This is a genomic window from Sagittula sp. P11, assembly GCF_002814095.1.
Classification (GTDB): domain Bacteria; phylum Pseudomonadota; class Alphaproteobacteria; order Rhodobacterales; family Rhodobacteraceae; genus Sagittula.
The window spans coordinates 4242133-4267559 of record NZ_CP021913.1 but is presented as its reverse complement, the minus strand read 5'-3'; the positions used below and the strand labels follow the sequence as shown (position 1 = coordinate 4267559).

The 25427-nt window shown below is 65.8% G+C and carries 24 protein-coding genes; 13 read left to right on the top strand and 11 right to left on the bottom strand.

Features of this window, described 5'->3' with window-relative positions; translation table 11 throughout:
* Both CDO87_RS20550 and ilvN read left to right on the top strand, forming a co-directional pair.
* Complete coding sequence (locus CDO87_RS20550; RefSeq protein ID WP_100930508.1) at nucleotides 1-507, top strand: hypothetical protein; 507 nt, start codon at nucleotides 1-3, stop codon at nucleotides 505-507.
* A gap of 34 nt (nucleotides 508-541) precedes the next feature.
* Entirely contained in the window at nucleotides 542-1108 is a 567-nt protein-coding gene (gene ilvN / locus CDO87_RS20545; protein WP_100930507.1) for an acetolactate synthase small subunit, read from the top strand.
* A gap of 79 nt (nucleotides 1109-1187) precedes the next feature.
* Here ilvN and CDO87_RS20540 read toward each other — a convergent pair whose 3' ends face one another.
* Nucleotides 1188-1532: a hypothetical protein gene (locus tag CDO87_RS20540; protein ID WP_100930506.1), complete on the bottom strand. Its 345-nt coding sequence runs from the start codon at nucleotides 1530-1532 to the stop codon at nucleotides 1188-1190.
* Between the two features lie 249 nt (nucleotides 1533-1781).
* Here CDO87_RS20540 and CDO87_RS20535 point away from each other — a divergent pair, with 249 nt between their 5' ends.
* Entirely contained in the window at nucleotides 1782-2582 is an 801-nt protein-coding gene (locus tag CDO87_RS20535; RefSeq protein WP_198521770.1) for a helix-turn-helix domain-containing protein, read from the top strand.
* Between the two features lie 130 nt (nucleotides 2583-2712).
* Here the strand turns inward: CDO87_RS20535 and CDO87_RS20530 are convergent, their stop codons facing one another.
* Nucleotides 2713-3528 carry a DUF2189 domain-containing protein gene (locus CDO87_RS20530; protein ID WP_100930505.1) on the bottom strand — a complete coding sequence of 272 codons (816 nt, stop codon included), beginning with the start codon at nucleotides 3526-3528 and terminating at the stop codon, nucleotides 2713-2715.
* A 141-nt stretch (nucleotides 3529-3669) separates the two neighbouring features.
* Here CDO87_RS20530 and CDO87_RS20525 point away from each other — a divergent pair, with 141 nt between their 5' ends.
* The gene (locus tag CDO87_RS20525) at nucleotides 3670-4017 is read left to right on the top strand and encodes a hypothetical protein (protein ID WP_100930504.1); all 348 of its coding nucleotides are present in this window, start codon (nucleotides 3670-3672) and stop codon (nucleotides 4015-4017) included.
* 387 nt (nucleotides 4018-4404) lie between these two features.
* Here CDO87_RS20525 and prfB read toward each other — a convergent pair whose 3' ends face one another.
* The gene (gene prfB / locus CDO87_RS20520; protein ID WP_100930503.1) at nucleotides 4405-5529 is read right to left on the bottom strand and encodes a peptide chain release factor 2; all 1125 of its coding nucleotides are present in this window, start codon (nucleotides 5527-5529) and stop codon (nucleotides 4405-4407) included.
* Between the two features lie 83 nt (nucleotides 5530-5612).
* On the opposite strand from prfB, the gene CDO87_RS20515 reads away from it, so the two are divergent.
* Nucleotides 5613-6413 (top strand): aminoglycoside phosphotransferase family protein, encoded by an 801-nt coding sequence (locus tag CDO87_RS20515; RefSeq protein ID WP_157815063.1) that lies wholly within the window; start codon nucleotides 5613-5615, stop codon nucleotides 6411-6413.
* Here the strand turns inward: CDO87_RS20515 and CDO87_RS20510 are convergent.
* Entirely contained in the window at nucleotides 6410-7621 is a 1212-nt protein-coding gene (locus CDO87_RS20510; RefSeq protein ID WP_100930501.1) for a polyhydroxyalkanoate depolymerase, read from the bottom strand. The two genes, CDO87_RS20515 and CDO87_RS20510, sit on opposite strands and share 4 nt — an antisense overlap.
* A gap of 103 nt (nucleotides 7622-7724) precedes the next feature.
* On the opposite strand from CDO87_RS20510, the gene CDO87_RS20505 reads away from it, so the two are divergent.
* A complete protein-coding gene (locus CDO87_RS20505) occupies nucleotides 7725-8381 on the top strand; it encodes a glutathione S-transferase family protein (protein ID WP_100930500.1) in 657 nt (218 codons plus the stop codon).
* Between the two features lie 252 nt (nucleotides 8382-8633).
* Here the strand turns inward: CDO87_RS20505 and CDO87_RS20500 are convergent, their stop codons facing one another.
* The 3 genes from CDO87_RS20500 to CDO87_RS20490 all read right to left on the bottom strand — a co-directional run bounded on the left by CDO87_RS20500 (nucleotide 8634) and on the right by CDO87_RS20490 (nucleotide 13760).
* A complete protein-coding gene (locus CDO87_RS20500; RefSeq protein ID WP_100930499.1) occupies nucleotides 8634-11177 on the bottom strand; it encodes a penicillin-binding protein 1A in 2544 nt (847 codons plus the stop codon).
* 121 nt (nucleotides 11178-11298) lie between these two features.
* Nucleotides 11299-12519 (bottom strand): N-acetylmuramoyl-L-alanine amidase, encoded by a 1221-nt coding sequence (locus CDO87_RS20495; RefSeq protein WP_100930498.1) that lies wholly within the window; start codon nucleotides 12517-12519, stop codon nucleotides 11299-11301.
* Nucleotides 12520-12611: 92 nt separating this feature from the next.
* Nucleotides 12612-13760, bottom strand: a complete 1149-nt coding sequence (locus tag CDO87_RS20490) for a pyridoxal phosphate-dependent aminotransferase (RefSeq protein WP_100930497.1) — start codon at nucleotides 13758-13760, stop codon at nucleotides 12612-12614.
* 61 nt (nucleotides 13761-13821) lie between these two features.
* Between CDO87_RS20490 and CDO87_RS20485 the strand changes: the two genes are divergently transcribed.
* From CDO87_RS20485 to CDO87_RS20475, 3 genes are read left to right on the top strand one after another with little or no spacing between them, the layout of a single operon-like run.
* Nucleotides 13822-15141 (top strand): M48 family metalloprotease, encoded by a 1320-nt coding sequence (locus tag CDO87_RS20485; protein WP_254698224.1) that lies wholly within the window; start codon nucleotides 13822-13824, stop codon nucleotides 15139-15141.
* Nucleotides 15142-15179: 38 nt separating this feature from the next.
* Nucleotides 15180-15941 carry a DsbA family protein gene (locus CDO87_RS20480; RefSeq protein WP_404944738.1) on the top strand — a complete coding sequence of 254 codons (762 nt, stop codon included), beginning with the start codon at nucleotides 15180-15182 and terminating at the stop codon, nucleotides 15939-15941.
* Complete coding sequence (locus CDO87_RS20475; RefSeq protein WP_100930495.1) at nucleotides 15938-16366, top strand: hypothetical protein; 429 nt, start codon at nucleotides 15938-15940, stop codon at nucleotides 16364-16366. Before CDO87_RS20480 ends, CDO87_RS20475 begins: the two co-directional genes overlap by 4 nt.
* A 16-nt stretch (nucleotides 16367-16382) precedes the next feature.
* Here the strand turns inward: CDO87_RS20475 and ispG are convergent, their stop codons facing one another.
* The 3 genes from ispG to hemA all read right to left on the bottom strand — a co-directional run bounded on the left by ispG (nucleotide 16383) and on the right by hemA (nucleotide 20720).
* Complete coding sequence (ispG, locus tag CDO87_RS20470; RefSeq protein WP_100930494.1) at nucleotides 16383-17513, bottom strand: flavodoxin-dependent (E)-4-hydroxy-3-methylbut-2-enyl-diphosphate synthase; 1131 nt, start codon at nucleotides 17511-17513, stop codon at nucleotides 16383-16385.
* Nucleotides 17514-17609: 96 nt separating this feature from the next.
* A complete protein-coding gene (locus CDO87_RS20465; protein WP_100930493.1) occupies nucleotides 17610-19376 on the bottom strand; it encodes a helix-turn-helix domain-containing protein in 1767 nt (588 codons plus the stop codon).
* Between the two features lie 120 nt (nucleotides 19377-19496).
* On the bottom strand, nucleotides 19497-20720 hold the full coding sequence (hemA, locus tag CDO87_RS20460) for a 5-aminolevulinate synthase (protein ID WP_100930492.1): 1224 nt from the start codon (nucleotides 20718-20720) through the stop codon (nucleotides 19497-19499).
* 354 nt (nucleotides 20721-21074) lie between these two features.
* Here hemA and CDO87_RS20455 point away from each other — a divergent pair, with 354 nt between their 5' ends.
* The 3 genes from CDO87_RS20455 to CDO87_RS20445 all read left to right on the top strand — a co-directional run bounded on the left by CDO87_RS20455 (nucleotide 21075) and on the right by CDO87_RS20445 (nucleotide 23648).
* Complete coding sequence (locus CDO87_RS20455; RefSeq protein WP_100930491.1) at nucleotides 21075-21407, top strand: 5-aminolevulinate synthase; 333 nt, start codon at nucleotides 21075-21077, stop codon at nucleotides 21405-21407.
* Between the two features lie 75 nt (nucleotides 21408-21482).
* On the top strand, nucleotides 21483-22853 hold the full coding sequence (locus CDO87_RS20450) for a M20/M25/M40 family metallo-hydrolase (protein ID WP_100930490.1): 1371 nt from the start codon (nucleotides 21483-21485) through the stop codon (nucleotides 22851-22853).
* A 258-nt stretch (nucleotides 22854-23111) separates the two neighbouring features.
* Nucleotides 23112-23648: a hypothetical protein gene (locus CDO87_RS20445; RefSeq protein WP_157815062.1), complete on the top strand. Its 537-nt coding sequence runs from the start codon at nucleotides 23112-23114 to the stop codon at nucleotides 23646-23648.
* A gap of 15 nt (nucleotides 23649-23663) precedes the next feature.
* Here the strand turns inward: CDO87_RS20445 and CDO87_RS20440 are convergent, their stop codons facing one another.
* Entirely contained in the window at nucleotides 23664-24539 is an 876-nt protein-coding gene (locus CDO87_RS20440) for a glycosyltransferase family 2 protein (RefSeq protein WP_100930488.1), read from the bottom strand.
* Nucleotides 24540-24672: 133 nt separating this feature from the next.
* Between CDO87_RS20440 and CDO87_RS20435 the strand changes: the two genes are divergently transcribed.
* Entirely contained in the window at nucleotides 24673-25419 is a 747-nt protein-coding gene (locus tag CDO87_RS20435) for a hypothetical protein (RefSeq protein ID WP_198521769.1), read from the top strand.
* The last annotated feature ends 8 nt before the right edge of the window (nucleotides 25420-25427 follow it).

The window sequence follows — 25427 nt, the reverse complement described above, 5'->3', positions numbered from 1 at the left end:
ATGAGCGGGGGGAGCGATCAGCCCGGCAAGGACCCGCGCCTGGAAAAGGCGCGGGACTCCGCACGCCAGCGCAAGATCGTCTCCAACCGTTCGGACAAGGCGGCCCGCCGCCATGCCCGCACCATCAAGGCCACGGCCAACCGGCACCTGCGCCGCAAGGGGCGTCAGGATCTCTCCGCGATGACCGATCCCGACGACCTGAGCGGACAGGACCTGGCCACCGCCCATCGTGTGAAGGACCGGCACTGGGGCACGCAGAACGCCGCGGCGCACCGGGACCGCCGTAACGCGGAACGCCGCTATCTCGACGAAACGCCCGTCGGATCGGTGACTGGGCGCGCCCGCTCTCTTGCGCAGCGCCTCTCGAACGACCGAAGCCCCGCCGAACTGCGCGCCATCGCGGCGCGCCTCGGCGCCACCGGCCTCACGGCCTTCCCGGATCAGGCGGACGCGCTGCGCCGCCTCGCCGACCGTCTCGACCAACAAAGCCGCGACAGCCTCGACTGATCCGGCCCCGCAACGACTGACAAAGGAACACCGCATGTCCGCGCTAAAGATCAAGAAGGGCTCTTCGAAGCACTCCGCCTACAACCTGCGCCCGAACTTCTCGGACGTGACGGAGACGCACACCCTCGCCGTCCTCGTCGAAAACGAGCCCGGCGTGCTGGCGCGCGTCATCGGCCTGTTCTCGGGCCGCGGCTACAACATCGAAAGCCTCACCGTGGCCGAGGTCGACCACCAGGGCCACCTGTCGCGCATCACCATCGTCACCAAGGGCACGCCGCAGGTGATCGAACAGATCAAGGCGCAGCTTGGCCGCATCGTGCCGGTCCACGACGTGCACGACCTGACGGTCGAAGGGTCTTCGGTGGAACGCGAACTGGCGCTCTTCAAGGTGAAAAGCACCGGCGACAAGCGCGTCGAGGCGCTGCGTCTTGCCGACATCTTCCGCGCGCAGGTGGTCGATTCGACGCTGGAAAGCTTCATCTTCCAGCTCACCGGCGCACCGGACAAGATCGACGCCTTCGCCGACCTCATGCGCCCCCTCGGCATGATCGAGATCGCGCGCACGGGTGTGGCCGCCCTGGCCCGCGGCGCCGGCTCCTGATCTGAAATCACCCCCTGGAAACAGCGAAGGCGCGCCCGGTGAGGCGCGCCTTTCGCGTTTGATCGTCCGCTAAGTCAGGTCACGACATCACGACCCCGGGAAACGCCACGACATTGTCGGTCCGCGTGAAACGTCTCGACTCGGGCCGCGGCGCGACGGCGTCGTTCACCCGGCCGCGCAGGTTCTGCGCCAGATCGGGCGCATAGCCCGCGCCTACGCGCTTGAGGTTGTCCGCACGCCGGAAATTCGCGCATTCGCTCAGTTCGAACTGGATCAGGTCGCCGGCGTCGAGCGCGGGCCCTTCGTGGATGTCTTCTTCGGCAGCGGTATAATACGCCAGATTGCCCTGATCTTCACACCAGATCACAGCCTTCGTATCGCTGGCATCCGCCCAAAGAACCACTCCGTACATATGTTCTTGCATCACGCCACACCTGCTGATGGTTGCAGATCAAAGGTGCCGGAAACCATTCGCACAGAACACGTATTTTTCCGCGTCGGCTTCTTGATTTTTGTGCCGTGAATCGGCAGGTTTGCCTCTGTTAAGCATCACCCGTGACGCCAAGTAGCGGCAAGTCAAGCATCAGCTTGTGTTCTCATCTTCCAATAAGTCGTAAAACAGTGCTACGACTCAACAATAACGGGAATTTTTATGGCAAAGGACGGCGGCAAGATGCGACAGCGCAGCCCCTCTCCGGCAGAACTGCGCAACATGCTTGGTGACAATCTGCGTCAGTTGTCACAACAGGCGGCGTCCATCTCGGCCCTGTGCCGGGAACTGGGCATCAACCGGACACAATATAACAGATACCTCGCCGGAGAGAGCTTTCCCCGGCCAGACGTGCTGCACAGGATCTGCTCCTACTTCGGTGTCGATGCGCGCATCCTGCTGGAGCCGGTCGAACGAGTCGTGGCGACCGACAACAGCGTGCTGCTGAACCCGGCGGTGGCGGAATACCTCGGCGGCACCGCCCGCCCGGTCCCGGAAGAGGTCTTTCCCTCAGGCTTCTACCGTTTCACGCGGCGCAGCTTCATGGACGACAAGGCCTTCGTGCAGGGCGTGATCTACGTGTTCCGCAACCGCGGCGGCACCTTCCTCAAGGGATTCGAGGCCAAGGACGCCATGCGCGCGCAGGGCCTCTCGGTCGAGCCGCGCAACCGCGAATTCCGCGGCACGGTGATCCCGCAGGAGGACGGCATCGCGGCGCTGGTCAGCCGCAAGGGTGCGACGACCACCTCGTTCAACTACCTCGCCCGGATCCCGACGTTCGAGAACAACTTCTGGGTCGGCTACGTCACCCGCACCGTCCGCGAGAATGTCGCCGGCAGGCGCGTCGAACGGCTGGTCTACGAACATCTCGGCACCGATCTGCAGGAGGTCCTGCCTGCCGCGCGTCAGGCCGGGTTCTGCACGGCCGAGGACCTGGTGCCCTACCATCGCAACCTGCTGAAAGTGGGCGAGAACTTCTATTGACGGATGGGCAGGCCCCCTGCCCGTCCCCGCGCAGCCAGCCCCGCGCCTGTCTCCACGGCGCCCGCAAGCCCGAGCGCCCGCACCCCAGCCCGAGTGTTGGCCGGCCCGGGCGCCCCGGGTCCGCGCGGCCTCAGCGCATGGCCACCGCCTCCGCGGCGGAGACCGTGCCGCGCCGCGTGCCGTAGGCCAGCATGTCGTAAAGGTGCCATGTGGCGTGCCCCAGCACCGGCAGGACCACCAGCAGCCCCAGGAACCCCGGCAGCATCGACACGAAGGTCGTGACTGCGATGAAGGCCGCCCAGCCGAACATCACCACCGGCTCGCGCTGCACGTAGCCGAAGGAGGTGATCATCGCGGTCACGAAGTCGATTTCCCGGTCCAGAAGCATCGGCAGCGCCAGAACCGTGATCATGAACAGGAGCGCCGCAAAGCCCGCGCCAACGCCGGTGCCCACCGCCAGCATGGTCAGCCCGTTCGGCGTCAGGAAGATGTCGTAGGACGAGGACACGTTGGTCATCGGCGCAAGCCCCAGGAACAGCGCAAAGATCATGTGCGCCAGGAAGAACCAGAACAGGAAGATCACCAGGATCACCGCGCTGATCGACGGAAGCTGGCGTTTCGACTGGCGCGCGATCACGCTCGAGATCTGCATCCAGTCCAGCGGGCGCCCTTCCTCAAGCCGCCGGCTCACGTCGTAGAAACCCACCGCCGCGAATGGCGCGATCAGCGGAAAGCCTATGGCCGCGAAGACCAGCCAGTAGCTCTGCCCGGTCACCCATGTGACCCAGACCATGAGCCACCCGGCCAGCACGTAGGGCCCGGCAAAGACCAGCGCGAAACCGGGCGCGCGGCGCAGGTCGCGCCAGCCGCGCCGCAGTGCCTCGCGCAGCATCTCGGCGGACACGGGCCCGAGTTCGGGAACGCCGGGTTTCGGTGTGTCGGGCATGGCCTCTCCTCCTCAGGGTCACTCCCGTTGCGCGCGGTGGCATTCACTAAAGGCGATATGTCGCCGACGGGCAAGATTCGTCTCTTATTAACATTTTCCTTCTACGCCTGTGTTCTACCATTGGCTGTGGGAGGAGCTTCAATGACACACGCACCCGATCCGATTCGGCGTGGCGACGACGGCAGGATTCGCAATATCGACGTGCCCGCACTGGTCCGGCGGCCCGACGGCTTTGCCCGTCTGCGCGCCGCGCTGAGCGAGCTGTCGGACAGGATGCCCGCGCCGCGTGCGATCTACGACGAACCGCCATGGACGATCTGCCCCGACATGCCGCGCGGCAGCGTCGCCTGGCACACCACGGGCGGGGAAACCGCCATGTCCGGCTTCATCGCCTGGTACCGGGGGCAAAGCCCCGAACGACAGGCCCGCATCCGCGCCGAACACCCCGAACCGCCGGCCTGGCAGGGCTTCTACGAAACCCTGACCTGACCCGGCCAACCAGTGGATCCACGCCGCGGACATAGCTGTCCGCGAGGCTGGGCGCGCGCGCCAACGTAGGGCGGAGATTCTCCGCCTCCTTCTGCCCAAGAACGCGCTCAATGTCCCCGGATCCGACCACTACCACAGGCTAAAGAGGCTGCGCCCTCAGCCATCGCGGTCCCGTCGTACGACTTTGAAAATGTCTCGCGCCGTCTGGTCCAACGACCACGAGTGTGCGCCAATTTGCGGTGCATCCCCTGGTCCGACACCCACCGCACCACAGAAACCCCGACCGCCGGACGAGGCATCCCGCAACGCCACAGGCGCGCGGCATCGTAGCGCGGAGATTCTCCGCCCTCCCGTCCGCTCACACCCGGAGCGTCTGCCTGAAAGGGATCAGTCCTCGCCGCGTGCGTCTGCGCGGCTCTTGCCGGACACTTGTAGCGCCAGCGTCGCTTCCATGAAGGGATCGAGGTCGCCGTCCAGCACGCCCTGCGTATCGGCGGTTTCGTACTGCGTCCGAAGGTCCTTCACCATCTGGTAGGGCTGCAGAACGTAGGACCGGATCTGGTTGCCCCAGCCCGCATCGCCCTTCGCCTCGTGCAGCGCGTTCACCTCGGCGTTCCGGCGGTCGAGCTCAAGCTGGTAGAGCCGCGATTTCAGCGCCTTCATGGCGATGTCGCGGTTCTGGTGCTGCGACTTCTCCGAGCTCGTCACCACGATCCCCGTGGGATGGTGGGTGATCCGCACCGCCGAGTCGGTGGTGTTCACGTGCTGCCCGCCCGCGCCCGACGACCGGAAGGTGTCGATGCGGATATCGGCGGGGTTCACCACCACCTCGATGTTGTCGTCGATCACCGGGTAGGCGCCCACCGCGGCAAAGGAGGTCTCCCGCGTGCCCTTCCCGAAGGGCGAGATCCGCACCAGCCGGTGCGTACCGCTCTCGGACTTCAGCCAGCCGTAGGCGTTCTTGCCCTTGATCTGGTAGGTGGCCGACTTGATGCCCGCCTCGGCGCCCGCCTGCTCTTCCTGCAGGTCGACCTCGAAGCCGCGCTTTTCCGCCCAGCGGACGTACATCCGCGCCAGCATGTTGGCCCAGTCGCAGGCCTCCGTGCCGCCCGCGCCCGCCTTGATCTCGAGGAAGGCGTCGTTGCCGTCGGTCTCGCCGTCCAGCAGCGCCTCCAGCTCCTTCTTGGCGGCAGTCTCCACCAGCGCCTTCAGCGCCGCCTCGGCGTCGCGCACCACTTCCTCGTCGTCCTCCATCTCCCCCAGCTCGATCAGCTCGACCTGGTCCTCCAGCTCCTGCTTGAGCGAGGTGTAGGATTCCATCGCGTCGACCAGCGACTGCCGGTCGCGCATCAGCTTCTGCGCGGCCTCGGGGTTGTCCCACAGGTTCGGGTCCTCGACCCGCGCGTTGAACTCCTCCAGCCGGTGCTGCGCCGTCTCCCAGCCAAGCCGCTGCTTGAGCAGATCAAGCGACTTCTCGATCTTCTCCACGTGGTTCTGGGCTTCGGCGCGCATGGGGGACTCCTCGTACTCTCAGGCCCCGCGTGATACCAAGGGGCCAGAGGACGGGCAAGGTGGGGAATGTGGTGGAGCGTCGCTTGGAAAAGGCCCTTGCGCGGCACGCGGTGCAGATCGTCCGCCCCCTCGCCACCACCGCCGCCGCCGAACTCCACGAGGTGCGCAGGGATGACCGCCGCGCCATCCTGAAACTCTGGCCGCAGGGCCACGCCGGGAACGAGGCCGCGGGCGTCCGGCTGATGCAGGCCTGGGCCGGGCCGCACATGGTCGCCATCCTGGGCGCAGGGCCCGACAGCGTCCTGATGGAGGCGCTCGACGGCCCCTCGCTTGGCGACCTCTCCCGTCAGGGCCGCGACGCAGAGGCCTGCCGCCTGCTCGCCGAGACCGCGCGGGCGCTCCACGCCACCCGTCCGCAGATTGCCGACCTGCCGACCGTCGGCGTCTGGTTCGAACGGCTCTTCGCCGTGCCTCTCGACACCTGCCCGGCCAGCCTCCGCCGCGACATGACCCGCGCGCAGGCCCTCGCCCGCGGCCTCATCGCCACGACCGCCCAACCCGTGCCGCTGCACGGCGACCTGCATCACGACAACGTCAACCTGACTGCCACCGGGCCAAAGGCCTTCGACGCCAAGGGCCTCACCGGCGACCCGGCGTTCGAGCTCGCCAACGCGATCCGCAATCCGAAGGGCATCCCCGCCACCGTCCGGGACCCCGGGCGCATCGCCGCCTGCCTCGACACCTACGCCGACGCACTGGACGTTCCGCGCCACAGGCTTGCCGGGTGGGCGGCGGCGAAATGTGCCCATTCCATCGCCATGCGCGACAAACCCGCAACCGACCCGGAGCCCGACCTGCTCTCCGCCCTTCTCGCTGAAACCTAAAGCATCGCGAGGATCATGTTGCGCACCACCGGGTAGATCTCCTTCTCCCAGCGGCGACCGTTGAACACGCCGTAATGCCCGACGTTGGCCTGCAGGTGATGGCGCTTCAGGTGCGGCCTCAGCGACGAACACAGGTCATGCGCGGCGCTCGTCTGGCCCAGCCCGCAGATGTCGTCGCGCCCGCCCTCGACCGTCAGAAGCGCGGTGTGCCGGATCGCCGCCGGGTTCACCTTGCGGCCCTTGTAGGTCATCTCGCCCCGGGCCAGCTCCGCCTTCTGGAACACCCGGTCGATGGTCTCGATATAGAACTCCTCCGTCAGGTCGAGCACGGCGAAATACTCGTCGTAGAACGCCTTGATCTTCTCCGCCTCCTCCACCTCGCCATCTGCCAGCAACTGGTACATGCGCTTGTGCTGCGCCATGTGCCTGTCCATGTTCATCGTCATGAAGGCGGTAAGCTGCACGAACCCCGGATAGACTCGCCGCCCGGCCCCCGGATAGCGAAACGGGACAGAGGCGATCACGTTGTTCCTGAACCACGACAGCGGCTTCTCGAAGGCCAGGTCGTTCACCGCCGTGGGGCTTTCGCGCACGTCCACCGGCCCCGCCATCAGCGTCATCGACAGGGGCGTTGCCGGGTTGCGGTCCTCCGACATGACCGCCACCGCGGCCAGTGCCTGCACGCAGGGCTGGCACACCGCCAGGATATGGCCGCCCGGGCCGATCTCTTCCATGAAGCGGATCACGTATTCCACGTAATCCTCCACCCCGAAGGACCCTGCGCTGCGCGGCACGTCGCGGGCGTTCTTCCAGTCGGTGATATAGACCTCGTGATCCTGCAGCAGCACCTTCACCGTGCCCGCCAGCAGAGTCGCGAAATGCCCCGACAGGGGCGCCACCACCAGCACCTTCGGCTGCGGCGTGTCGATCTCCCGCTTGAAATGCAGAAGCTGGCCGTAAGGCAGATCGCAGACCACCTCCTCCGTCACCGGCACGGTCCGCCCGTCGATGGAGACCGAACGGATGCCGTAGGGCGGCCGCGTGTGGCTCAGCCTGAACCGGGACAGCATCTCAAGCCCCGCCATGTGGCGGCGCAGCATCGGCGCGAAGGCCCCGGACTTTTCGCCGCCCAGCGACAGCCCCATCAGGGCAGACGTACGAAAAGGGGCGAAAAAATCATCGAAACCCTGGTAGATGGCGTACTGCATGGCGGTTCCTGCCTGTGTCTTCCCACAAAACGCTAGTCAGGCCCCCGGTGCGGTGCGACAAAAAAATGCAATTTCGCTGCACCGCCGCGACACGGGGAAGACCATGACGGACGCCACGCTCACGATTTCATCAAAAAACTATTCGTCCTGGTCCCTGCGCGGATGGCTGTTGTGCAAGATGTCGGGAATCGCGTTCGCCGAGGCGCCGGTGGACCCCGACAGCGCCGACAACCGTCAGGAACTGCTGTTGCTTTCGCCGTCCGTCCGCGTGCCCCGGCTGGAGCATGGCAAGATCGCGGTCTGGGACACGCTCGCCATCGCCGAATACCTGAACGAGACCTTCCCCAAGGCCGGTCTCTACCCGAAGGACCCGGTGATGCGCGCCCGGTGCCGGGCGATATCGGGCGAGATGCACTCCGGCTTCTACAACCTGCGCTCCGCCCTGCCGATGAACCTCAAGTCGCATCATGCGGCCTTCAAGATCTTCTCCGGAGCCCGGCCCGACATCGAGCGGGTCAAGACCATCTGGCACGAATGCCTCGACGCCTGCGGCGGGCCGTTCCTCTTCGGGGCAAAGCCCACGGTGGCCGATGCGATGTATGCGCCGGTCTGCACCCGGTTCCGCACCTATTCCGTGGCCCTCGACCCGACGCTGCAAAGCTACGCCGACCACATCCTCGGCTGGGACCTGATGCGCGAATGGACCGAGGGCGCGCTGGCCGAGCCCGAAGAGATCGTCGAGCTCGAAGTCGAATTCTGACGGATTAACTCTTTCCGACGCAACGTCACGCGCGGCCCGTCCGGAAAGGTTAACAACCGGCCGGTTCAGGGGGTCGAAACGGCCGGTTCACCGGTAACGCGGCGGTCATCCCGGTGAAGATCGGGTAAATGCCCCTGAACCCGGGGTTTGACACCCCCCAGATGTGCGAAGCGCGCGCCGGGTTAACCCCAACGCGCGCTCCGTTTACCCCATTGCCCAACCCGAAGGGTTAAGCCGGTTGCCGGCGATCCCTCAATACAGGCCACCGGAGGACAGCGTGCCGAACCCGGCCTTCGGACCGACCACGGCCTTGCGGCCGGTGGAGGTCGTGACCTCCCGCGCGACCGACCCGCCTTCGGGACGGATCAGGTCGAAGCTGCCCGAGATGGCAAAGCCGCCGTCCAGCTGGATGCCCCAAACACCGTCAAGCAGATCGTCCTCGCGGAAACACTCCGCCACGACGTTCGCACCCGATGCGCCGGCGCCAAGACGCGCGCCCGAGAACCGGTCGATGTTCACGAAGTTGCATGTTTCCGGGACCTTGAAGGGGCCGCCGCCGTATTTCTTCACCGCCTTCTGCATGAACTGGGTGAACACCGGACCGCAGAACCCGCCGCCCGACGCACCGCTGCCAAGGCTGCGCGGCTGGTCGTAACCGATGTAGCAGCCCGCCACGATGTTGGAGGTGAAGCCGATGAACCACACGTCCTTCGCGTCGTTGGTGGTGCCGGTCTTGCCCGCCGTGGGCACCGGCAGCTTCACCGTGCCCGACGCCGTCCCGCGCTGCACCACACCCTCCATCATCGATGTAAGCTGGTACGCGGTGATCGCATCCATGATCCGCTCGCGGTCGTTGACGATCCGCGGGCTCCGCCCCGGCGGAATGTTCGGATCGGCACAGTCCACGCAGACCCGCCGGTTCCCCTGCGCCGCATCGTGGCTGTAGACCGTGTTGCCGTAGCGGTCCTGCACCCGGTCGACCAGCGTCGGCTCCACCCGCTCACCGCCGTTGGCGAACATGGCATAGGCCGAGATCATCCGCATCAGCGTCGTCTCGTCGGCGCCGAGCGCGTTGGCCAGAACCCGGCCCATGTTGTCGTAAACCCCGAACTTTTCGGCATAATTCGCGACCACGTCCATGCCGACCTCCTGCGCGAGGCGGATGGTCATCAGGTTCCGCGACCGTTCGATCCCGGTGCGCAGGGGGGTCGGGCCGTAGAACTGGTTCGACGCGTTCTTCGGACGCCAGACGCCCTGCGGCGTGTCGATCTCGATCGGCGCATCTACGACGATGGTGGCCGGTGTATAGCCGCTGTCGAGCGCCGCCGCGTAGACGAACGGCTTGAACGAGGAACCCGGCTGCCGCTTCGCCTGCGTCGCGCGGTTGAAGACCGAGTGCTGGTAGCTGAACCCGCCCTGCATGGCGATCACGCGGCCGGTGTTCACGTCCATGGCCATGAACCCGCCCTGCACCTGCGGCACCTGACGAAGCGTCCAGCGGATGAAGTTGCCGGAGTCGTCCTCGGTCATCTCGCGGACGTGGATCACATCGCCCGGCTCGAAGTTTTCGAACAGGTTGCCCTTGAACCAGTCGGTGTCCGCACGCGGCACTTCCATGCCCCGCGGATCGTCCAGCGGCACATCCTCGATCCCGATCAGCAGGGAATTCTCGCGCACCTCGCGCACCACGGCCACATGCCACTTGCTGACCAGCGTCACGTCGCGCGTCACGCGCACGCCTGCGAGGGCCTCCCGCCATGCGGCCTCGTCGCCCAGCAGCCCGGCGTCGATGGTCTTGCCCGTGCCGCGCCAGCGGCCAAGCCCGCGGTCGTACTGCTCCAGCGCACGCTGCAGCGCATGGGCCGCCTCGGTCTGCATCTCCGGGTCAAGCGTCGCGCGCACCGAATAACCGCCGGAAAAGAACTGATCTTCCCCGAAGTCGCGGCTGAGCTGGCGGCGGATCTCGTCGGTGAAGTAGTCGCGCGGCGGCAGCGCCTGGTTGTAAGGTTCGAAGTCGCCGTTCTGAACCGAGCGCAGCGGCTGCTGGACCTCGCTCTCGTAGGTCGCCTTGTCGATGTAGCCGTTCTCGTACATCTCCTTCAGCACGAAGTCGCGGCGCTGCGTCAGACGCTCCTTCCGGCGGACCGGGTGGTAGTCCGACGGCGCCTTCGGCATGGAGGCGAGCATCGCCGCCTCGTGCGATTCGAGCTCCGACAGGGTCTTGTTGAAGTAGGTCTGCGCCGCGGCGGTCACGCCAAAGGAGTTCTGCCCGAGGAAGATCTCGTTCAGGTACAGCTCGAGGATCTTGTCCTTGTCCAGCGCCTCCTCGACACGCGAGGCGAGGATGATCTCCTTGATCTTCCGTTCTGCCCGGCGGTCGCCGGACAGCAGGAAGTTCTTCATCACCTGCTGCGTGATCGTCGAGGCGCCGCGCACGTCGCGCCCGCCGGACTGCACCGCCTGCACGCCCGCCGCGACGATGCCGCGCACGTCATAGCCCTGGTGGGTGTAGAAGTTCTTGTCCTCGGCCGAGATGAAGGCGTTCTTCACCAGGTCGGGGATCTCGTTCGCAGGCGTGAACAGGCGGCGTTCCTGCGCGAATTCGTCGATCACGCGCCCTTCCTGCGAATAGATGCGGCTGATCGTCGGCGGGGTGTATTGCGCCAGGTGTTCGTGGCTGGGCAGGTCGCGCCCGTACATCCAGAAGATCGCGCCGATGGTGAGCGCGATCATCATGGTGCCCATGGTCACCACCGCGAAGATACCGCCGAAGAATGAGAAGATGAACCGCGTCACGCGTGGACCCTTGTGGCAAGTGCTCGATTTCAAACCGTCGCATATACTGTAACGCGGCGTCGGTCAAAACACATCCCTGTTGCCGTCAGCGCCGGACCGCCCAAGCTTTTGAATGCGCGCGTTATTGCCGGCGCAGACGCGACAGGGCCTTGTCCTCGATCAGCCATTGCGCCAGCCCGTCCCGGATGCCCGCCGCCATGCCCGCCCGCCACGCCGGATCCTGCAGGTTCATCAGGTCCTGCTGCGAGGACAGGAATCCCAGTTCCACCAGGACGGAGGGGATGTCCGCCGACTTCAGCACGGAAAAGGCCGCCTGCCGCAGCGGGTCCTTGTGGACCTTGCCGTCGTTGTTGCGGATGCCCGCGACGATGCTCTTGGCCAGCGCCTGGCTGCGCGGGGTGTTGTCCTGCCGGGCGAGGTCCAAGAGCACCTGCGCCACCCGGTCGTCCGACCCGGAAAGGTCGATCCCCGACAGCAGGTCATCGCGGTCGTGCCGCTCTGCCAGCGCAGCAGAGGCCGCGTCGGAGGCGTCTTCGGCCAGCGTGTAGACCGCCGCCCCCTTCGCCCCGCCGCCGTCCAGCGCGTCGGCGTGGAGCGAGATGAACACGTCCGCGCCCGCGTCATGCGCCGCCGCAACGCGGCCTTCGAGCGACACGAAGACGTCGGAGTTCCGTGTCATCCGCACGTCGTAGTTCCCGGATCGCAGCAGCACGTCCCTCAGTTCGCGCCCGAATTGCAGGACGAGGTCGGCCTCCTTCACCCCTGCCCGTTCCGCGCCCGGGTCGATGCCGCCGTGGCCCGGGTCGATGACGATCACCAGCGGCGCGCCGGGTGCGCGGGGCGCGGGCCGGCGCGCCTTGGGCCGCAGGTGATCCCAGCCCGGATCGCGCGGCACGCCTGCCTTCGCTGCGAAGCTCGCCGCGTCCGTCGGCGAGAGCACCACCTTCAACTGCGCGCTGCCGCCGTCCTTGGGCACTGTCAGGCTGGCTGAATCCACGGACAGTGGCTCTGCCAGGTCGGCCACCATGCGCGACCAGCCGGGCCGGAAGCCGCCGACCCGCACCGCACCGATCCGCGCCGAGGCATCGAGTTCGCCGGGGGTTGCACCCTCCCAGTCGACCTCGCGGAAATCGACCACCAGACGCAGCGGGTCGTCGACGGTAAAGAGCCGCCAGGGCACCCCCTGGCTGAGGCTCAGCGACAGCTCCGTCGCGCCACCGAACCGCCGCTCGGTGAACCCGCCCCCCTCATAGCGCGCAAGGCCGGAGCTTTCTTCCTGCTGCTGCGCCACTACTGGCGACGCGCAAAGCATGGCGATGAGTAACGCGAAGATCCTGTGCATGGCTGCTCTTTCCCGATTGGCGGGCCCGCTTTGCGGGTTCTCGTTGCGGCCAAATCTAGCAGGTGCGCGTCCCTTCGCCCAGCCCTGCCCGTTCACGATCGGCGCCTGGACATGAAGTCCCTGAGCCGCGCCAACCCTTCCTCGATATCGGCCGTGCTGCGCGCGTAGGAGAACCGGAGCGTGCCGCCGCCGCGCAGCGGGTCGAAATCCAGCCCCGGCGTCACCGCGACCCCGGCCCCTTCAAGGATCTCCTGCGCGAAGGCGCGGCTGTCGTCGGTCAGGTGGCTCACATCGGCATAGACGTAAAAGGCGCCGTCCGGCGGTGCGATGCGGTCGAATCCCGCCTCCGGCAGACCGGCCATCATCAGCGCGCGGTTCTTCGCGTAGACGGCAAGGTTGGCCTCTGTCTCATCTTTCGCGTCCATGGCGGCCAGCGCCGCAACCTGCGCCGCATGGGGCGCGCAGATGAAAAGGTTCTGGGCCAACCGTTCCACCTGCCGCACCAGCCCTTCCGGCACCACCAGCCAGCCGACCCGCCAGCCCGTCATCGAGAAGAACTTCGAGAAGGAATTGATGACCACCACGTCGTCGCTGATCTCCAGCGCGCTGACGGCTTTGCGGTCGTACTCGATACCGTGGTAGATCTCGTCAGACAGGAAGGCCGCGCCCTTTTCCGCCGTCACGTCGATCAGATCCGACAGCGCCTGCCGGTCCAGCATGGTGCCCGTGGGATTGGCCGGAGAGGCCACCATCAGCCCCTCGAAGTCGAGGCCGCGCAGATCGGACGGCACGGGCTGGTAGCGGTTGGCAGGTGCGGTCTGCACCTCCACCGGCACGAGGTCCAGCGATCTCAGGATCTGGCGGTAGGACGGATAGCCCGGCGCCCCGAGCGCCACACGCTCGCCCGCGTCGAACAGCGCGGTAAAGGCGAGGATGAAGCCGCCCGAGGACCCGGACGTCACCACCACGCGACCCGGATCGAGGTCCAGCCCGTACCATTCGCCGTAAAGCCGCGCGATGCGGGCGCGCAGTTCCGGAAGGCCGAGCGCCACGGTGTACCCCAGCGCGTCACTTTCCAGCGCATGGCCCAGGGCCTCGCGCGCCAGACGCGGCGCCGGTGTGCCCGGCTGGCCGACTTCCATGTGAATCACCCGGTGACCCGCCGCTTCGCGGGCGCGCGCCGCCTCCATGACATCCATCACGATAAAGGGATCGACGTCACCGCGTCTTGAACTCCGCATGCCTGCCTCTCTAGTCTGCCGCTTGAACCCGAGGCTTACGGCTGCGACCTGCGAGACGTCAATGATCCTAACCCGAGCGATGGCCGTGCTTCTGGCGGCGACCCTGATGCTGGCCCAGCCCGTCCGCGCGGCGACCTTCCTGCGCGACGCCGACATGGAATACGCGCTGGGGCAACTGGCGGCACCGATCCTCAGCGCCGCCGGCCTCTCCCCCAGCCAGGTTCAGATCGTCGTGCTGGACGACAATTCGCTCAACGCCTTCGTTGCGGACGCGCGCCACATCTTCCTGCATTCGGGCCTCATCATGAAGGTCGAGAGCGCGGCCGCCCTGCAGGCGGTGATCGCGCACGAGGCCGCGCATATCGCCAACGGCCACATCACGCGCCGCCTGGGCAACATGCGTAGCGCGCGCAGCGCCGCCGGCATGGGCATGCTGCTGGCGCTGGCCACGGGTCTTGCGGGCGCGGATCCGAGTGTCGCCGCGGGCATCGCCTTCGGATCGCAAAGCTCCGCACAGCGGCGCCTGTTCAGCCACACCCGGGCCGAGGAAAGCTCGGCCGACATCGCTTCTGTCCGGTATCTGAAGCGTGCCGGCCTCGATCCGCAGGGCGCGGTCGAGGTCATCAAGATCTTCGCCGGGCAGGTCTCCCTGTCCGAATCCCGTCTCGACCCCTACGCCGTCACCCATCCGCTGTCCCGCGACCGCCTCCGCGCACTGGAGGCGCTGGCCGTTTCCGCCGGTCCCGGCAAGCGTTCGCCCGAAGGCGAATACTGGTTCGCCCGCGCCAGGGGCAAGCTGAGTGCCTTCAAGCGCGCGCCGTCCTGGACACTGCGGCGCAGCGGATCGGTGCCCTACAAGGACGTGCGCCTGATGCAGGAGGCCGTCGCCTGGCACCGCCAGTCGAACCTGAAGAAGGCGCTCGCGGCCATCGACGGCGCCATCGCGACCCGGCCCGGCGACCCCTTCCTGCTGGACCTCAAAGGCCAGATCCTCCTTGAATCCCGCCAGTTCGGCCCCGCCGTCCAGGTCTACGAGGCCGCCGCCAGCCGCGCCCCGCGCGAACCGCTGATCCTTGGCGGACTGGGCCGCGCCCGGCTGGCCGCAGGCGATCCGCGCGGCGCGCTCCAGGCGCTGGAGGCCGCCCGCGGGCGCGACTTCTCGGACCCGGGTGTTCTGCGCGACCTCGGCGTGACATATGCCAAGCTCGGCAACAACGCGATGGCCTCGCTCGCCACAGCGGAACGTTACGCGCTCCTGGGGCGGCTGGAGGATGCGGAGCTTCACGCCCGCCGCGCCTCCGATCAACTGCCGCGCGGTTCCGCCCCGTGGCAGCGCGCACAGGATGTGCTAAGTGCCGCACAGCAGGCAAAGCGCCGGTAAGCGAACCCCCACGGGACAACGATATAACGGAGACCCCCATGACACGAACCCTTCTCAAAGCCGGCGCCGCCATGATGTGCCTGGCCGCGGCCCCCGCCTCGGCTCAGGACACTTTCGACTTCGGCGCCATGAACGACGACCAGAAGGCCGCCTTCGGTCAGGCGGTGCGTGACTACCTGATGGACAACCCGCAGGTCATCATGGATGCGGTCGCGGTGCTGGAACAGCAGGAAGCCGCAGCCCAGGAACAGAACGACAAGCAGCTTGTCGAAACCCACCGCGATGCGCTGCTGAACGACGGCTATTCCTGGGTCGGCGGCAACCCGGACGGCGACTTCACCATCGTCGAGTTCATGGACTACCGCTGCGGATATTGCCGCAAGGCGCAGCCGGAGGTCACCGAGCTTCTGGAAAACGACGGCAACATCCGCCTGATCGTCAAGGAATTTCCAATCCTCGGCGATGCGTCCACGATTTCGTCGCGCTTTGCCATCGCCACCAAGATCGTCGCCGGTGACGAGGCATACGGCCAGGTGCACGACGCGCTGATCGCCCTCGAAGGCAACCCGACCGAAGCCTCCCTGAAGCGCATCGCCGACACGCTTGGCCTCGACGCCGATGCGATCATGGCCGAGATGGGCAGCGAGGAGATCACCCGCCGCATCAACGAGACGCGCGCGCTGGCACAGGCCATGCAGATCAACGGTACGCCCTCCTTCGTCTTCGGGGACGAGATGGTGCGCGGCTACGCCCCGCTGGCCGCGATGGAACAGATCGTCGCCATGGGCCGCGCCGAGTGAAACATCTGCTGATCCCGGCGCTGCTTATGGCGGCGCCGGTCCACGCCCAGTTCGCCCCCACCGCAGAGGAACGTCTGCGCGCTCTGGTGGCGCCTCCGCCCGTCGACATCTACCGCGAGGAAAAGAACGCCGACCTTCTGGTGATCGACGAACGTGCCGATACCCTGTTCGGCACTGACCGGGACGTGGCCATCGCCCTGTTCACTGGCCCGGACTGCGAGGCCTGCGCAACTGCCGAGACCGAGCTGCGCGCCGTCACGGAGCGCCTCGGCCTGCGGATGCAGGTCTTCGACACGTCCACACCCGACGCGCAGACGCTGTTCGGCGACCTGGGTTTCGACACCCTGCCCGCCTACGTCATGCCCGACAGGCTGATCCGCGGGCACATGCCGGATTTTGTCTTGCAGGATTACCTGACGCAGTGACGCCGAATGGCGGCGATCACTCCGCCGCCTTCGCCTCTGCCGCGCCGCTCTCGATGGCCTCGGCGCGCTTCTCGACCTCTTCCACGATGTGGTCGATCATCTGGGCATTGGACATCTTGTGGCTGGCCTTGCCCGCCAGGTAGACCATGCCCGACCCGGCGCCGCCGCCAGTAAAGCCCACGTCGGTCATCAGCGCCTCGCCCGGACCGTTCACCACGCAGCCGATGATCGACAGCGACATCGGCGTCTTGATGTGCTCCAGCCTTTTTTCCAGCGTTTCCACCGTCTTGATGACGTCGAACCCCTGCCGCGCACAGGACGGGCAGGAAATGATGTTCACCCCGCGATGGCGCAGGCCCAGCGACTTGAGGATCTCATAACCGATCTTCACCTCTTCGACCGGATCGGCGGACAGGGACACGCGGATCGTGTCGCCGATTCCCATCCACAGCAGGTTGCCAAGGCCGATGGCGCTTTTCACCGTGCCGGAAACCAGCCCGCCTGCCTCTGTGATGCCGAGGTGGATCGGCGCGTCGGTCTGCTCGGCCAGTTGCTGGTAGGCCGCCGCCGCCATGAAGACGTCGGACGCCTTCACGCTGATCTTGAACTCGTGGAAGTCGTTGTCCTGCAGGATGCGGATGTGATCCAGCCCGCTTTCGACCATCGCGTCGGGGCACGGCTCGCCGTATTTCTCCAGCAGGTGTTTTTCCAGCGACCCGGCGTTCACGCCGATGCGGATCGAACAGTTGTGGTCGCGCGCCGCCTTGATGACCTCTCGGACCCGCTCGGGGCTGCCGATGTTGCCGGGGTTGATGCGCAGGCAGGCCGCGCCCGCCTCAGCCGCCTCGATCCCGCGACGGTAATGGAAATGGATGTCCGCGACGATCGGCACCGGGCTTTCGCGCACGATCTCCTTCAAGGCCTTCGCCGACGCCTCGTCGGGGACAGAGACGCGCACTATGTCTGCCCCGGCCTCTGCCGCCTGCTGAATCTGCGCGATGGTGCCCGGAATGTCGGTCGTGACCGTGTTGGTCATCGTCTGCACGCTGATCGGCGCGCCGCCGCCCACCGGCACGGACCCGACCATGATCTGACGCGAGGCGCGGCGGTAGATGTTCCGCCAGGGGCGGACGTGGTTGATGCTCATGACAGCTATCCCGTTACGATGACACGCGGTCGAGCGACCTGCTTGCTGAATGTGACCTGTGATCGTGACAGGCAGATTGCAACCCGCAACCTGCCGTCAGCGCCCGGGTCCGTCTGTGGACTGGAGGTTCAGCTCGGCGACGACCCGCGCGAGGGTCTGGTTGGCGCTCAGGTCCGCCACCTGCAATTGCTGCTGGATGGCGGCCGGCGACAGGGCGAGGTTGCGTCCGAACTGGCCGGTGGAGCCGTAGGGCCCGAAGGTCTGTCCGTTGACGGCAAAGAACACGCCGCCTGCATTCCCCGAGAAGATGGTCGGCGGCTGATCGGTCTGCGGCACCTGGTAGGTCTGCCCCGCCTGCAGGGTCTGGGCGAACAGCTTCTTGCCGGAGGGCGACGTGACCTCCACCCATGTTTCCTGCGTCGCGACGACCGTGATACCCGGGGGTGTCTCGGCCAGCACGCGCGGCGAATTCGGCACGGCATCCTGCTGCGCGGCCGGCGCTTCGGCCACCTGTGCCGGTGCCTGCTGCTGCGCCGGTTCGGGGGAAGACGGCGCATCGTAGAGACGCGGCGCGGCAAAAGCCCGGGGTGCGACAGGTGCTGCGGGGGCCTGTGCGGCCGCCACGTTTACCGGCTCGGAAGCGCGCTTCATGTCGAGTTCGACGAGAACCGCCATAAGATCGTCGTCGGCACCCGGTTGCGCGGGCTCGAAACGGTCGACGAGGTCCGCCGCCGCCAGCGAGACGTCCTCGCTCACGGCGCCGCGGCTGCCCGCGGGACCGTAGGTCTCGCCCTCGATGTTGAAGTAGATCGCGCCGGATTCGCCGATCTGGATCTTCGGCGTTCCCGCGTTGCGCGGCACCGGGTAGGCGTCGCCCGCGTTCATGACGCGCGAATAAAGCACAGTGCCCGCCTCGTCCTTGACCTGCACCCAGGCCGGACGCACCGCCACGACCGTCACGCCGGACCCTGCTGTTACCGGCACCGCGCCGGTCGACGCCTGGTCGATCAGGCCCTGAGCCAGCGCCGCCGCGGCAAGCGAACTGTCGTCCACGCGCGGGAGCGACGGACCGCGACCGGAATAAAGCCCGCCGCTGTCCGGATCGAGGGTCGAGATCGGCTCGTCCCGCGCCACGAGCACCGGCACGTCGAGCGCCTGAGGCCGGTAAAGCCGGTCAAAGGCCTCGGTGGACGGCGGGGTGAAGACACCTGCCATCTGCTCCGTCTCGGCCCCTTCCGGCTGACCTTTTCCGGCCTTGGCGGCGTCGAGCGGGTCCAGTTCGCTGAGGACGACCGGGGTCTGGTCGACCGGCGTCACCTGAACGCGCTGGATTTCTTGGAGAACGGTCCACCCGCCGTAGCCGATGCCGCCGATCAGGGCGATCAGAACCAGCGACGACCCGATGGCGCGCGGTTCGATCTGGCTGAAGAAGCTGTCGGAGGCCGGTGCGAAGGGCATCTTGGGTTCGGCCAGCGGATTGCGCGCCCGCGGCTTCGGTGCCTCGTCGTCATGCGCCTTGCGGATGACGGAGGCCTCCTGCGACATGCCGTGCGCGACGGAGAACCCGCTTTCCTTGCAGAACCCGGCGAAGGCCTCGTCCGGATCCATACCAAGGTATCGAGCGTAGGAACGGACGTAACCGGCTATAAACCCGGGTGTGTCAAAAGCAGAGGGGTCACAGTTCTCGATGGCAGAGATGTAGCTCGCCTTGATCCGCAGTTCCCGTTGCACATCCAGCAGCGATTTGCCCAGCGTCGCGCGCTCACCGCGCATCACGTCGCCCAATCGCAGGGCGTAGTCGTCGAACCCCTGCACCGAGGGGTCCGTCACGCCGTTATTGCTATGGGTTTTGCGCCCGATCATACGAGACTGCCCCACTTCACTGTCTGTCCGTCCTGCCCATCCGGGCAATCACGATTCGTGCAGCCCGGTTATTGCGATAACGTTACCACATCGCAAGACAATTGACAGAAGTACCGTAGGTTACCCCGCCAATTCAGCACGATTCAGCGCACAGTGGCTCCACAGTTCGTCCATCGCGTGGACGAGATGATCCATCTCGCCGGGCCCGTGAACCGGCGACGGAGTGAAGCGCAGACGCTCCGTTCCGCGCGGCACGGTGGGGAAGTTGATCGGCTGGACATAGATGCCGTAACCCTCGAGCAGCATGTCCGACAGCATCTTCGTATGCACCGGATCGCCGACGATCACCGGTACGATGTGCGAACCGTGATCGACGATCGGCAGCCCCATGCCCTTCAGCCGGGTCTTGAGGATCTTTGCCTGGGTCTGATGCTTGTCGCGCAGGCCCTGATCGCGCTTCAGATGCGCGACGGAGGCGGCGGCACCCGCGGCCACGGCCGGCGGCAGCGAGGTCGTGAAGATGAAGCCCGGCGCATAAGAGCGCACGGCATCACACATTTTCGCGCTTGCCGCGATGTAGCCGCCCATTACGCCGAACGCCTTGGCCAGCGTGCCGTTGATGATGTCGATGCGGTGCATCAGGCGGTCACGTTCGGCCACACCGGCACCGCGCGGGCCGTACATGCCGACCGCGTGCACCTCGTCGATGTAGGTTAGCGCGCCGAATTCGTCGGCCAGATCGCAGATCGCCTCGATCGGGCCGAAGTCGCCGTCCATCGAGTAGATCGATTCGAAGGCGATCAGCTTGGGCGCTGCGGGATCGTCCGCCTCCAGCTTGGCGCGCAGATCGTCGAGGTCGTTGTGCTTGAAGATCCGCTTCGCCCCGCCGTTGCGGCGCACGCCCTCGATCATGGAGGCGTGGTTCAGCTCGTCGGAATAGATGATCAGGCCCGGGAAGAGCTTCGGCAGCGTCGACAAGGTCGCGTCGTTCGCGATGTAGGCAGAGGTGAACAGCAGCGCCGCTTCCTTGCCATGCAGGTCGGCGAGTTCCGCCTCCAACCGCTTGTGGTAGACCGTGGTCCCGGAGATGTTCCGCGTGCCACCCGAACCGGCGCCGGTGGCGTCGATGGCCTCGTGCATAGCCTGCAGGACGACAGGGTGCTGGCCCATGCCAAGGTAGTCGTTGCCGCACCAGACCGTGATCGGCTTCTCGGTCCCGTCCGGCATGCGCCAGATGGCGTGCGGGAACTGGCCCTTCTTGCGCTCGATGTCGATGAAGGTCCGGTAACGGCCTTCTTCATGCAGACGGTTCAGTGCGTCGTCGAGTTTCGCGGTGTAGTCCACCGGGCTCCTCCTTGGTCATTGTGGGGACGCTGTGGTTCGCGTCCCTTGTGCGGCTCCGGGCTGCATTCAAGTTCGTGAATAACTAATGCGCGCGGCGTCATGTGTCTACCGTTTAGGCTCGGACGTTCCGTCGCATCTTTGACAAAGATCAAAGGCTTCAAAGAAAGATCTCCATTCCACCTTTCCGCTCGGAACCTTTTTAGTGGATCGGAAACCTCCTTGACCACCCTGCCACTTACCGACCTTAGGCTGAGGTCCGGTTTTCCCTACTTCGCGTGAAATGGTTAACCGCCTACCCTCCAAGGCATTCGTTTTCATGACATTTTCAGTACGTTTCAACTTAAAGGTTTGCCAGTGCTCACCATTCACAACACGGTCAACTCCACCCTGCCCCTCATCCTCGTCACCGCTTTCGGCTACGTTCTGGCGACCGTCGGAATGAAGGGTGCGGCCAGCGGGCTGCTGCTGCCGGGAATCGCCCTTGCCGTCGTGGGGTTCCTCCTCGCCTTCGCGGCAGAGGTCGCGCTTATGCGCCAGACTCACCTTTCGATCATCTACATTCTCGTGCTGGGCGTCGAGACGGTGATCGTCCTGGGATTCGCCTTCGGTATCGGCGAGGGCTTCACGCTCAGGCAGGCATTGGGCGCGATGATCGTGCTTGGCGGTTTGGCCATAGTCGCGGTCTGAGCCGTCTGGACACCGACCGCTTTGCCGCTAGGCTCCGCCAAAAGGCCAATGCCGGCCCATGGCAAAGGAGCACACATGTCCCTCGACCCCGTACTCGACCGTATCGATTCCGATCTCGACGCCGCGATGGAGCGGCTCTTCGACCTGCTCCGAATCCCGTCGATCTCCACCGATCCCGCGTTCAAGGCGGACGTCGACCGCGCCGCCGACTGGCTTGTGAGCGACCTCGAAAGCATCGGGATCGCGGCGACCAAGCGCCCGACAACCGGCCATCCGATGGTCGTCGGCCATGTCGAAGGCACCGGACCTCATGTCCTTTTCTATGGACACTACGACGTGCAGCCGGTCGATCCGCTGGAACTGTGGGACCGCGACCCCTTTGATCCGGCCATCGAGGAGACGCCGAAAGGACGCGTGATCCGGGCGCGCGGCGCATCGGACGACAAGGGCCAGCTCATGACCTTCGTCGAGGCCTGCCGCGCGTGGAAAGCCGTGCACGGAGAGATGCCCTGCCGCATCACCTTCTTTTTCGAGGGCGAAGAAGAAAGCGGCTCTCCCTCGCTCATTCCGTTCCTGAAAGAGAACGCGGACGAACTGAAGGCAGACATCGCACTGATCTGCGACACCGGACTGTTCGAAAGCCGCGCGCCCGCCATCATGACGCAGCTGCGCGGCCTTCTGGGCGAGGAGATCGTCCTGACCGGCCCGTCGAAGGACCTGCACTCCGGCATGTACGGCGGCGCCGCGATGAACCCGATCCGGGTGATGTCGCGGATCCTCGCCAACCTGCATGATGACACCGGCCGCATTCAGGTGCCGCACTTCTACGACGACGTTCCCGACCTGCCGGCGGACATCAAGGCACAGTGGGACGGCCTGAACTTCGACCACGCTACCTTCCTTGGCGATGTCGGCCTGTCGAAACCCGCGGGCGAACAGGATCACACCGCGCTCGAGATGATCTGGTCCCGCCCCACGGCAGAGATCAACGGCATCAAGGGCGGCTATACCGGAGACGGCTTCAAGACCGTGCTGCCCTCGAAGGTCTCCGCCAAGGTAAGTTTCCGCCTTGTCGGCCAGCAGGACCCGCACGCCCTGCGCGAACACTTCCGGGCATGGGTCAAGGCGCAGCTGCCCGAGGATGTCACCGCCGAGTTCCACGCGCATGGCGCCTCTCCGGCCAGCCAGATGTCCATCGATCACCCAGCGTTCGAACAGACCCGCGCGGTCTTGGGCGAGGAATGGGGCGAAGAGGCCGCCTTCACCGGATGCGGCGGATCCATCCCCGTCGCCGGCTACTTCAAGACGTACCTCGGCCTCGACACGATGCTGGTGGGATGGGGCAAGGACGATGACCAGATCCACTCCCCGAACGAGAAGTACGATGTCGAGAGCTTCCACAAAGGCATCCGGAGCTGGGCCCGGATACTGGACGCCATCCGCTGAGGCAAGCGAACGGTCGGGCCGGTCTGTCGGGGACCGGCCCGCACACGCAGGGGTTTAGCTGTTGGGTATGTCAGGTTTACCCATGGTCAAGCCGTGCGACCCGAAAGCGACGGCCTTGGCGTTCCGCCCCATCAAACTGCGCCGCTTCGGCCACATCTCTCCCAAAAGGTTAAAATACAACCCATGGTAAGGTCCGATTGTGGCGATTTCGCCTCAATTGACCCTGATTTGGCCCGAATCCGCTTTTAGACATGAGGCATGAGCACAGCGATCCGAAAACAGACCCACGCGGATTTTTGTCAACGCCTCTCTCGCGTGGAGAGCCGAATTTGTCGCCCCGGCGCATCGGTTGCGACCCGGGACACGACGATCGCCCGCCCCTTTGGCGCAACTCTGACAGGTTTCGGCTGGATCTATCTCGTGGTTGCGGTTTCGACCAACCGTGAATTGATCGCTTCCTCGCTGAAGCAAGGCTCGCTTGCCACTGAATACCACGACTGGATCTTCAACGGCCTCGCCGCGATGATCGTGGCATCCTTTATCGTGTTGGCCCTGCACGTCTTCCGCTACTTCATGAAGTCGGGCGGCAAGCGAACGAACTCCGGCGGTGTTCTTGTCGGCGCAATCGCCGCATTGGTGCTGTTCTACACCCCATCCGGCGTCTGGAGCACGGGCTTCGGCATGCTGGACGGCCACAGCCGGAACGCCCTGGCAACCGCTGGCGCCGCGATCGAGGGCACCTTCCCCGGTCTTGGCGTTCACGATCTGGCCTTCGTCTCGTCCGGCGGCAACTGACGCCCCGCGCGCCCCTCAGAACGCACCCACGAACCTGTCCGGCACGACGTATTGTTGTTCGAACTCGGGACGCGCAAACTGCCAGAACCCGGTTTCGCCGCGCGGTCCCCAGCTTCGGTGCATGCGTTTCCGCACCCAGCCGAGGTCGAAGCCGTCTATCATGTCCAGATCCGCGAATGCTTCGAACACCGCACGATCCTCGCCCCGCGCCTCTGCAAACCAGTGGCGCCCGATGGAGGCCGTCTGAACATCCGCACCGACGCTCTCCGTCACGGCGTTGCGGGCGTTCATCACCTCCGTGTAGTTGCGGAAATCGCAGAACTTCAGGTGGAACAGGTACAGCTCGTCAGGCACGTGCAGCTTGTCGTACTGTGTGAAGTGGCCACCCCGGGCGATCTTGGCGCCGTGGCTGACGATGCAGGGTTTCGAATAATGCGGCGCAAGGCGTACATGCCGGCGTGGTCCGAGGATGCGGTCGGAGATCTCCTCTTCCTCGACGTCGATGCGGTGGATGACCTCCAGCCCCAGCGGCGTCAGGAACCGGCGCGGCTTCGTCTCGGTCAGGTATTGCAGCAGGTCGCGCCCGTCGTCCGGGTCCACCACAACCAGCTCATCCACGTCGCCCACCACCACATGCGTGTAGTAGCAGCGCAGCCCCTGCACGAGGTTGTTCAGCAACCGCCAGCGCTTCATGTCGAAGTTGGGATGCGGATCGCCGGGGATGCCGATGACGTTGCAGCCCTCGGCCAGCGCGGCGACCTCATCCCCCCGGCCATGGTTGACGATATAGCAGTTCTCGCGCCCGAAGACCTCGCCGTAGTGGCGCAACCAGGCCTTCAGAAAGAAGGCATCGTCCCGCACCATGGTGAGTGCCGCCGCAACCGATTGCATCCGCTCGTATCCCTCGTATCGCCCGCTTCCGTGGCCTTTGCGCCGCAGGATACCGCAGGACCCCGAACATGAGAATCGCATTCTGTCACACGCCTCACTAAGGTTGCGAAAAAGAGACCCGCGAGGCGCGAGCATGATCTCAGACGAGTTTTCCCGGACAGGCTGGCAGATTGTCCCCGGCCCGGCCCCCGTGCGCCGCTTCCAGGTCTTCGGAGAGCGGTCGTCCGGCACCAACTTCGTCAAGCGGCTGATCGGGAGAAACTCTGCCCTGCAACCGACCGAGGCGCTTGGCTGGAAACATGGCTTCCCGCACATGACCGCGATTCCGGCGGATACGGCTGTGGTCTGCTGCGTCCGGGATGCCCGCGCCTGGAGCCTGTCGATGCACGCCAAGCCCTGGCACACGCCAGCCGCGATGCAGGCCATGGGGTATTCCGAATTCATCCGCGCCGAATGGGCCACCATCGCCGACCGCAAACGATACTTCCCGCAGGTGCAGGAGATCGGCGGCGAAGGTCTGCCGTTGCAGCACGACCGCCACCCGGTGACCGGGGCGACCTTTGCCAACCTCTTCGCGCTGCGGCGGGCCAAGCTGGAGGGGCTATTGTCTTTCCTGATGCGCGGGTCGGCCGTGGTGCTCTGCCGCATGGAAGCCGTGCAGGCGGATCCACAGGCTTTTCTGCGCGGCGTTCACGACGGTCTTGGTCTGCCGATGCCGGAAGGCGATTATCGCCCCGTCATGAAGCGCCTCGGGTCGAAGTTCTCGCCCGCCGTCGCGGAACGCCCCGACACGCCCCGCGACGTGCCGGAGGCCGACCTCGACTTCCTGCGCGACGCCCTCGACCTGACGACCGAGGCGCGCCTGGGTTACGTCTACTGACCGCGCTT

Excerpts from the sequence above, each read along its gene's own strand:
- CDO87_RS20510 (WP_100930501.1), bottom strand. The coding sequence starts at position 7,621 with ATGCAGTACGCCATCTACCAGGGTTTCGATGATTTTTTCGCCCCTTTT.
- CDO87_RS20485 (WP_254698224.1), top strand. The coding sequence starts at position 13,822 with ATGATCCTAACCCGAGCGATGGCCGTGCTTCTGGCGGCGACCCTGATG.
- CDO87_RS20450 (WP_100930490.1), top strand. The coding sequence starts at position 21,483 with ATGTCCCTCGACCCCGTACTCGACCGTATCGATTCCGATCTCGACGCC.
- ispG (WP_100930494.1), bottom strand. The coding sequence starts at position 17,513 with ATGAGCATCAACCACGTCCGCCCCTGGCGGAACATCTACCGCCGCGCC.
- CDO87_RS20480 (WP_404944738.1), top strand. The coding sequence starts at position 15,180 with ATGACACGAACCCTTCTCAAAGCCGGCGCCGCCATGATGTGCCTGGCC.
- CDO87_RS20550 (WP_100930508.1), top strand. The coding sequence starts at position 1 with ATGAGCGGGGGGAGCGATCAGCCCGGCAAGGACCCGCGCCTGGAAAAG.
- CDO87_RS20490 (WP_100930497.1), bottom strand. The coding sequence starts at position 13,760 with ATGCGGAGTTCAAGACGCGGTGACGTCGATCCCTTTATCGTGATGGAT.
- CDO87_RS20530 (WP_100930505.1), bottom strand. The coding sequence starts at position 3,528 with ATGCCCGACACACCGAAACCCGGCGTTCCCGAACTCGGGCCCGTGTCC.
- ilvN (WP_100930507.1), top strand. The coding sequence starts at position 542 with ATGTCCGCGCTAAAGATCAAGAAGGGCTCTTCGAAGCACTCCGCCTAC.
- CDO87_RS20445 (WP_157815062.1), top strand. The coding sequence starts at position 23,112 with ATGAGCACAGCGATCCGAAAACAGACCCACGCGGATTTTTGTCAACGC.
- CDO87_RS20495 (WP_100930498.1), bottom strand. The coding sequence starts at position 12,519 with ATGCACAGGATCTTCGCGTTACTCATCGCCATGCTTTGCGCGTCGCCA.
- CDO87_RS20465 (WP_100930493.1), bottom strand. The coding sequence starts at position 19,376 with ATGATCGGGCGCAAAACCCATAGCAATAACGGCGTGACGGACCCCTCG.
- CDO87_RS20505 (WP_100930500.1), top strand. The coding sequence starts at position 7,725 with ATGACGGACGCCACGCTCACGATTTCATCAAAAAACTATTCGTCCTGG.
- CDO87_RS20525 (WP_100930504.1), top strand. The coding sequence starts at position 3,670 with ATGACACACGCACCCGATCCGATTCGGCGTGGCGACGACGGCAGGATT.
- CDO87_RS20535 (WP_198521770.1), top strand. The coding sequence starts at position 1,782 with ATGCGACAGCGCAGCCCCTCTCCGGCAGAACTGCGCAACATGCTTGGT.
- CDO87_RS20540 (WP_100930506.1), bottom strand. The coding sequence starts at position 1,532 with ATGCAAGAACATATGTACGGAGTGGTTCTTTGGGCGGATGCCAGCGAT.
- prfB (WP_100930503.1), bottom strand. The coding sequence starts at position 5,529 with ATGCGCGCCGAAGCCCAGAACCACGTGGAGAAGATCGAGAAGTCGCTT.
- CDO87_RS20440 (WP_100930488.1), bottom strand. The coding sequence starts at position 24,539 with ATGCAATCGGTTGCGGCGGCACTCACCATGGTGCGGGACGATGCCTTC.
- CDO87_RS20435 (WP_198521769.1), top strand. The coding sequence starts at position 24,673 with ATGATCTCAGACGAGTTTTCCCGGACAGGCTGGCAGATTGTCCCCGGC.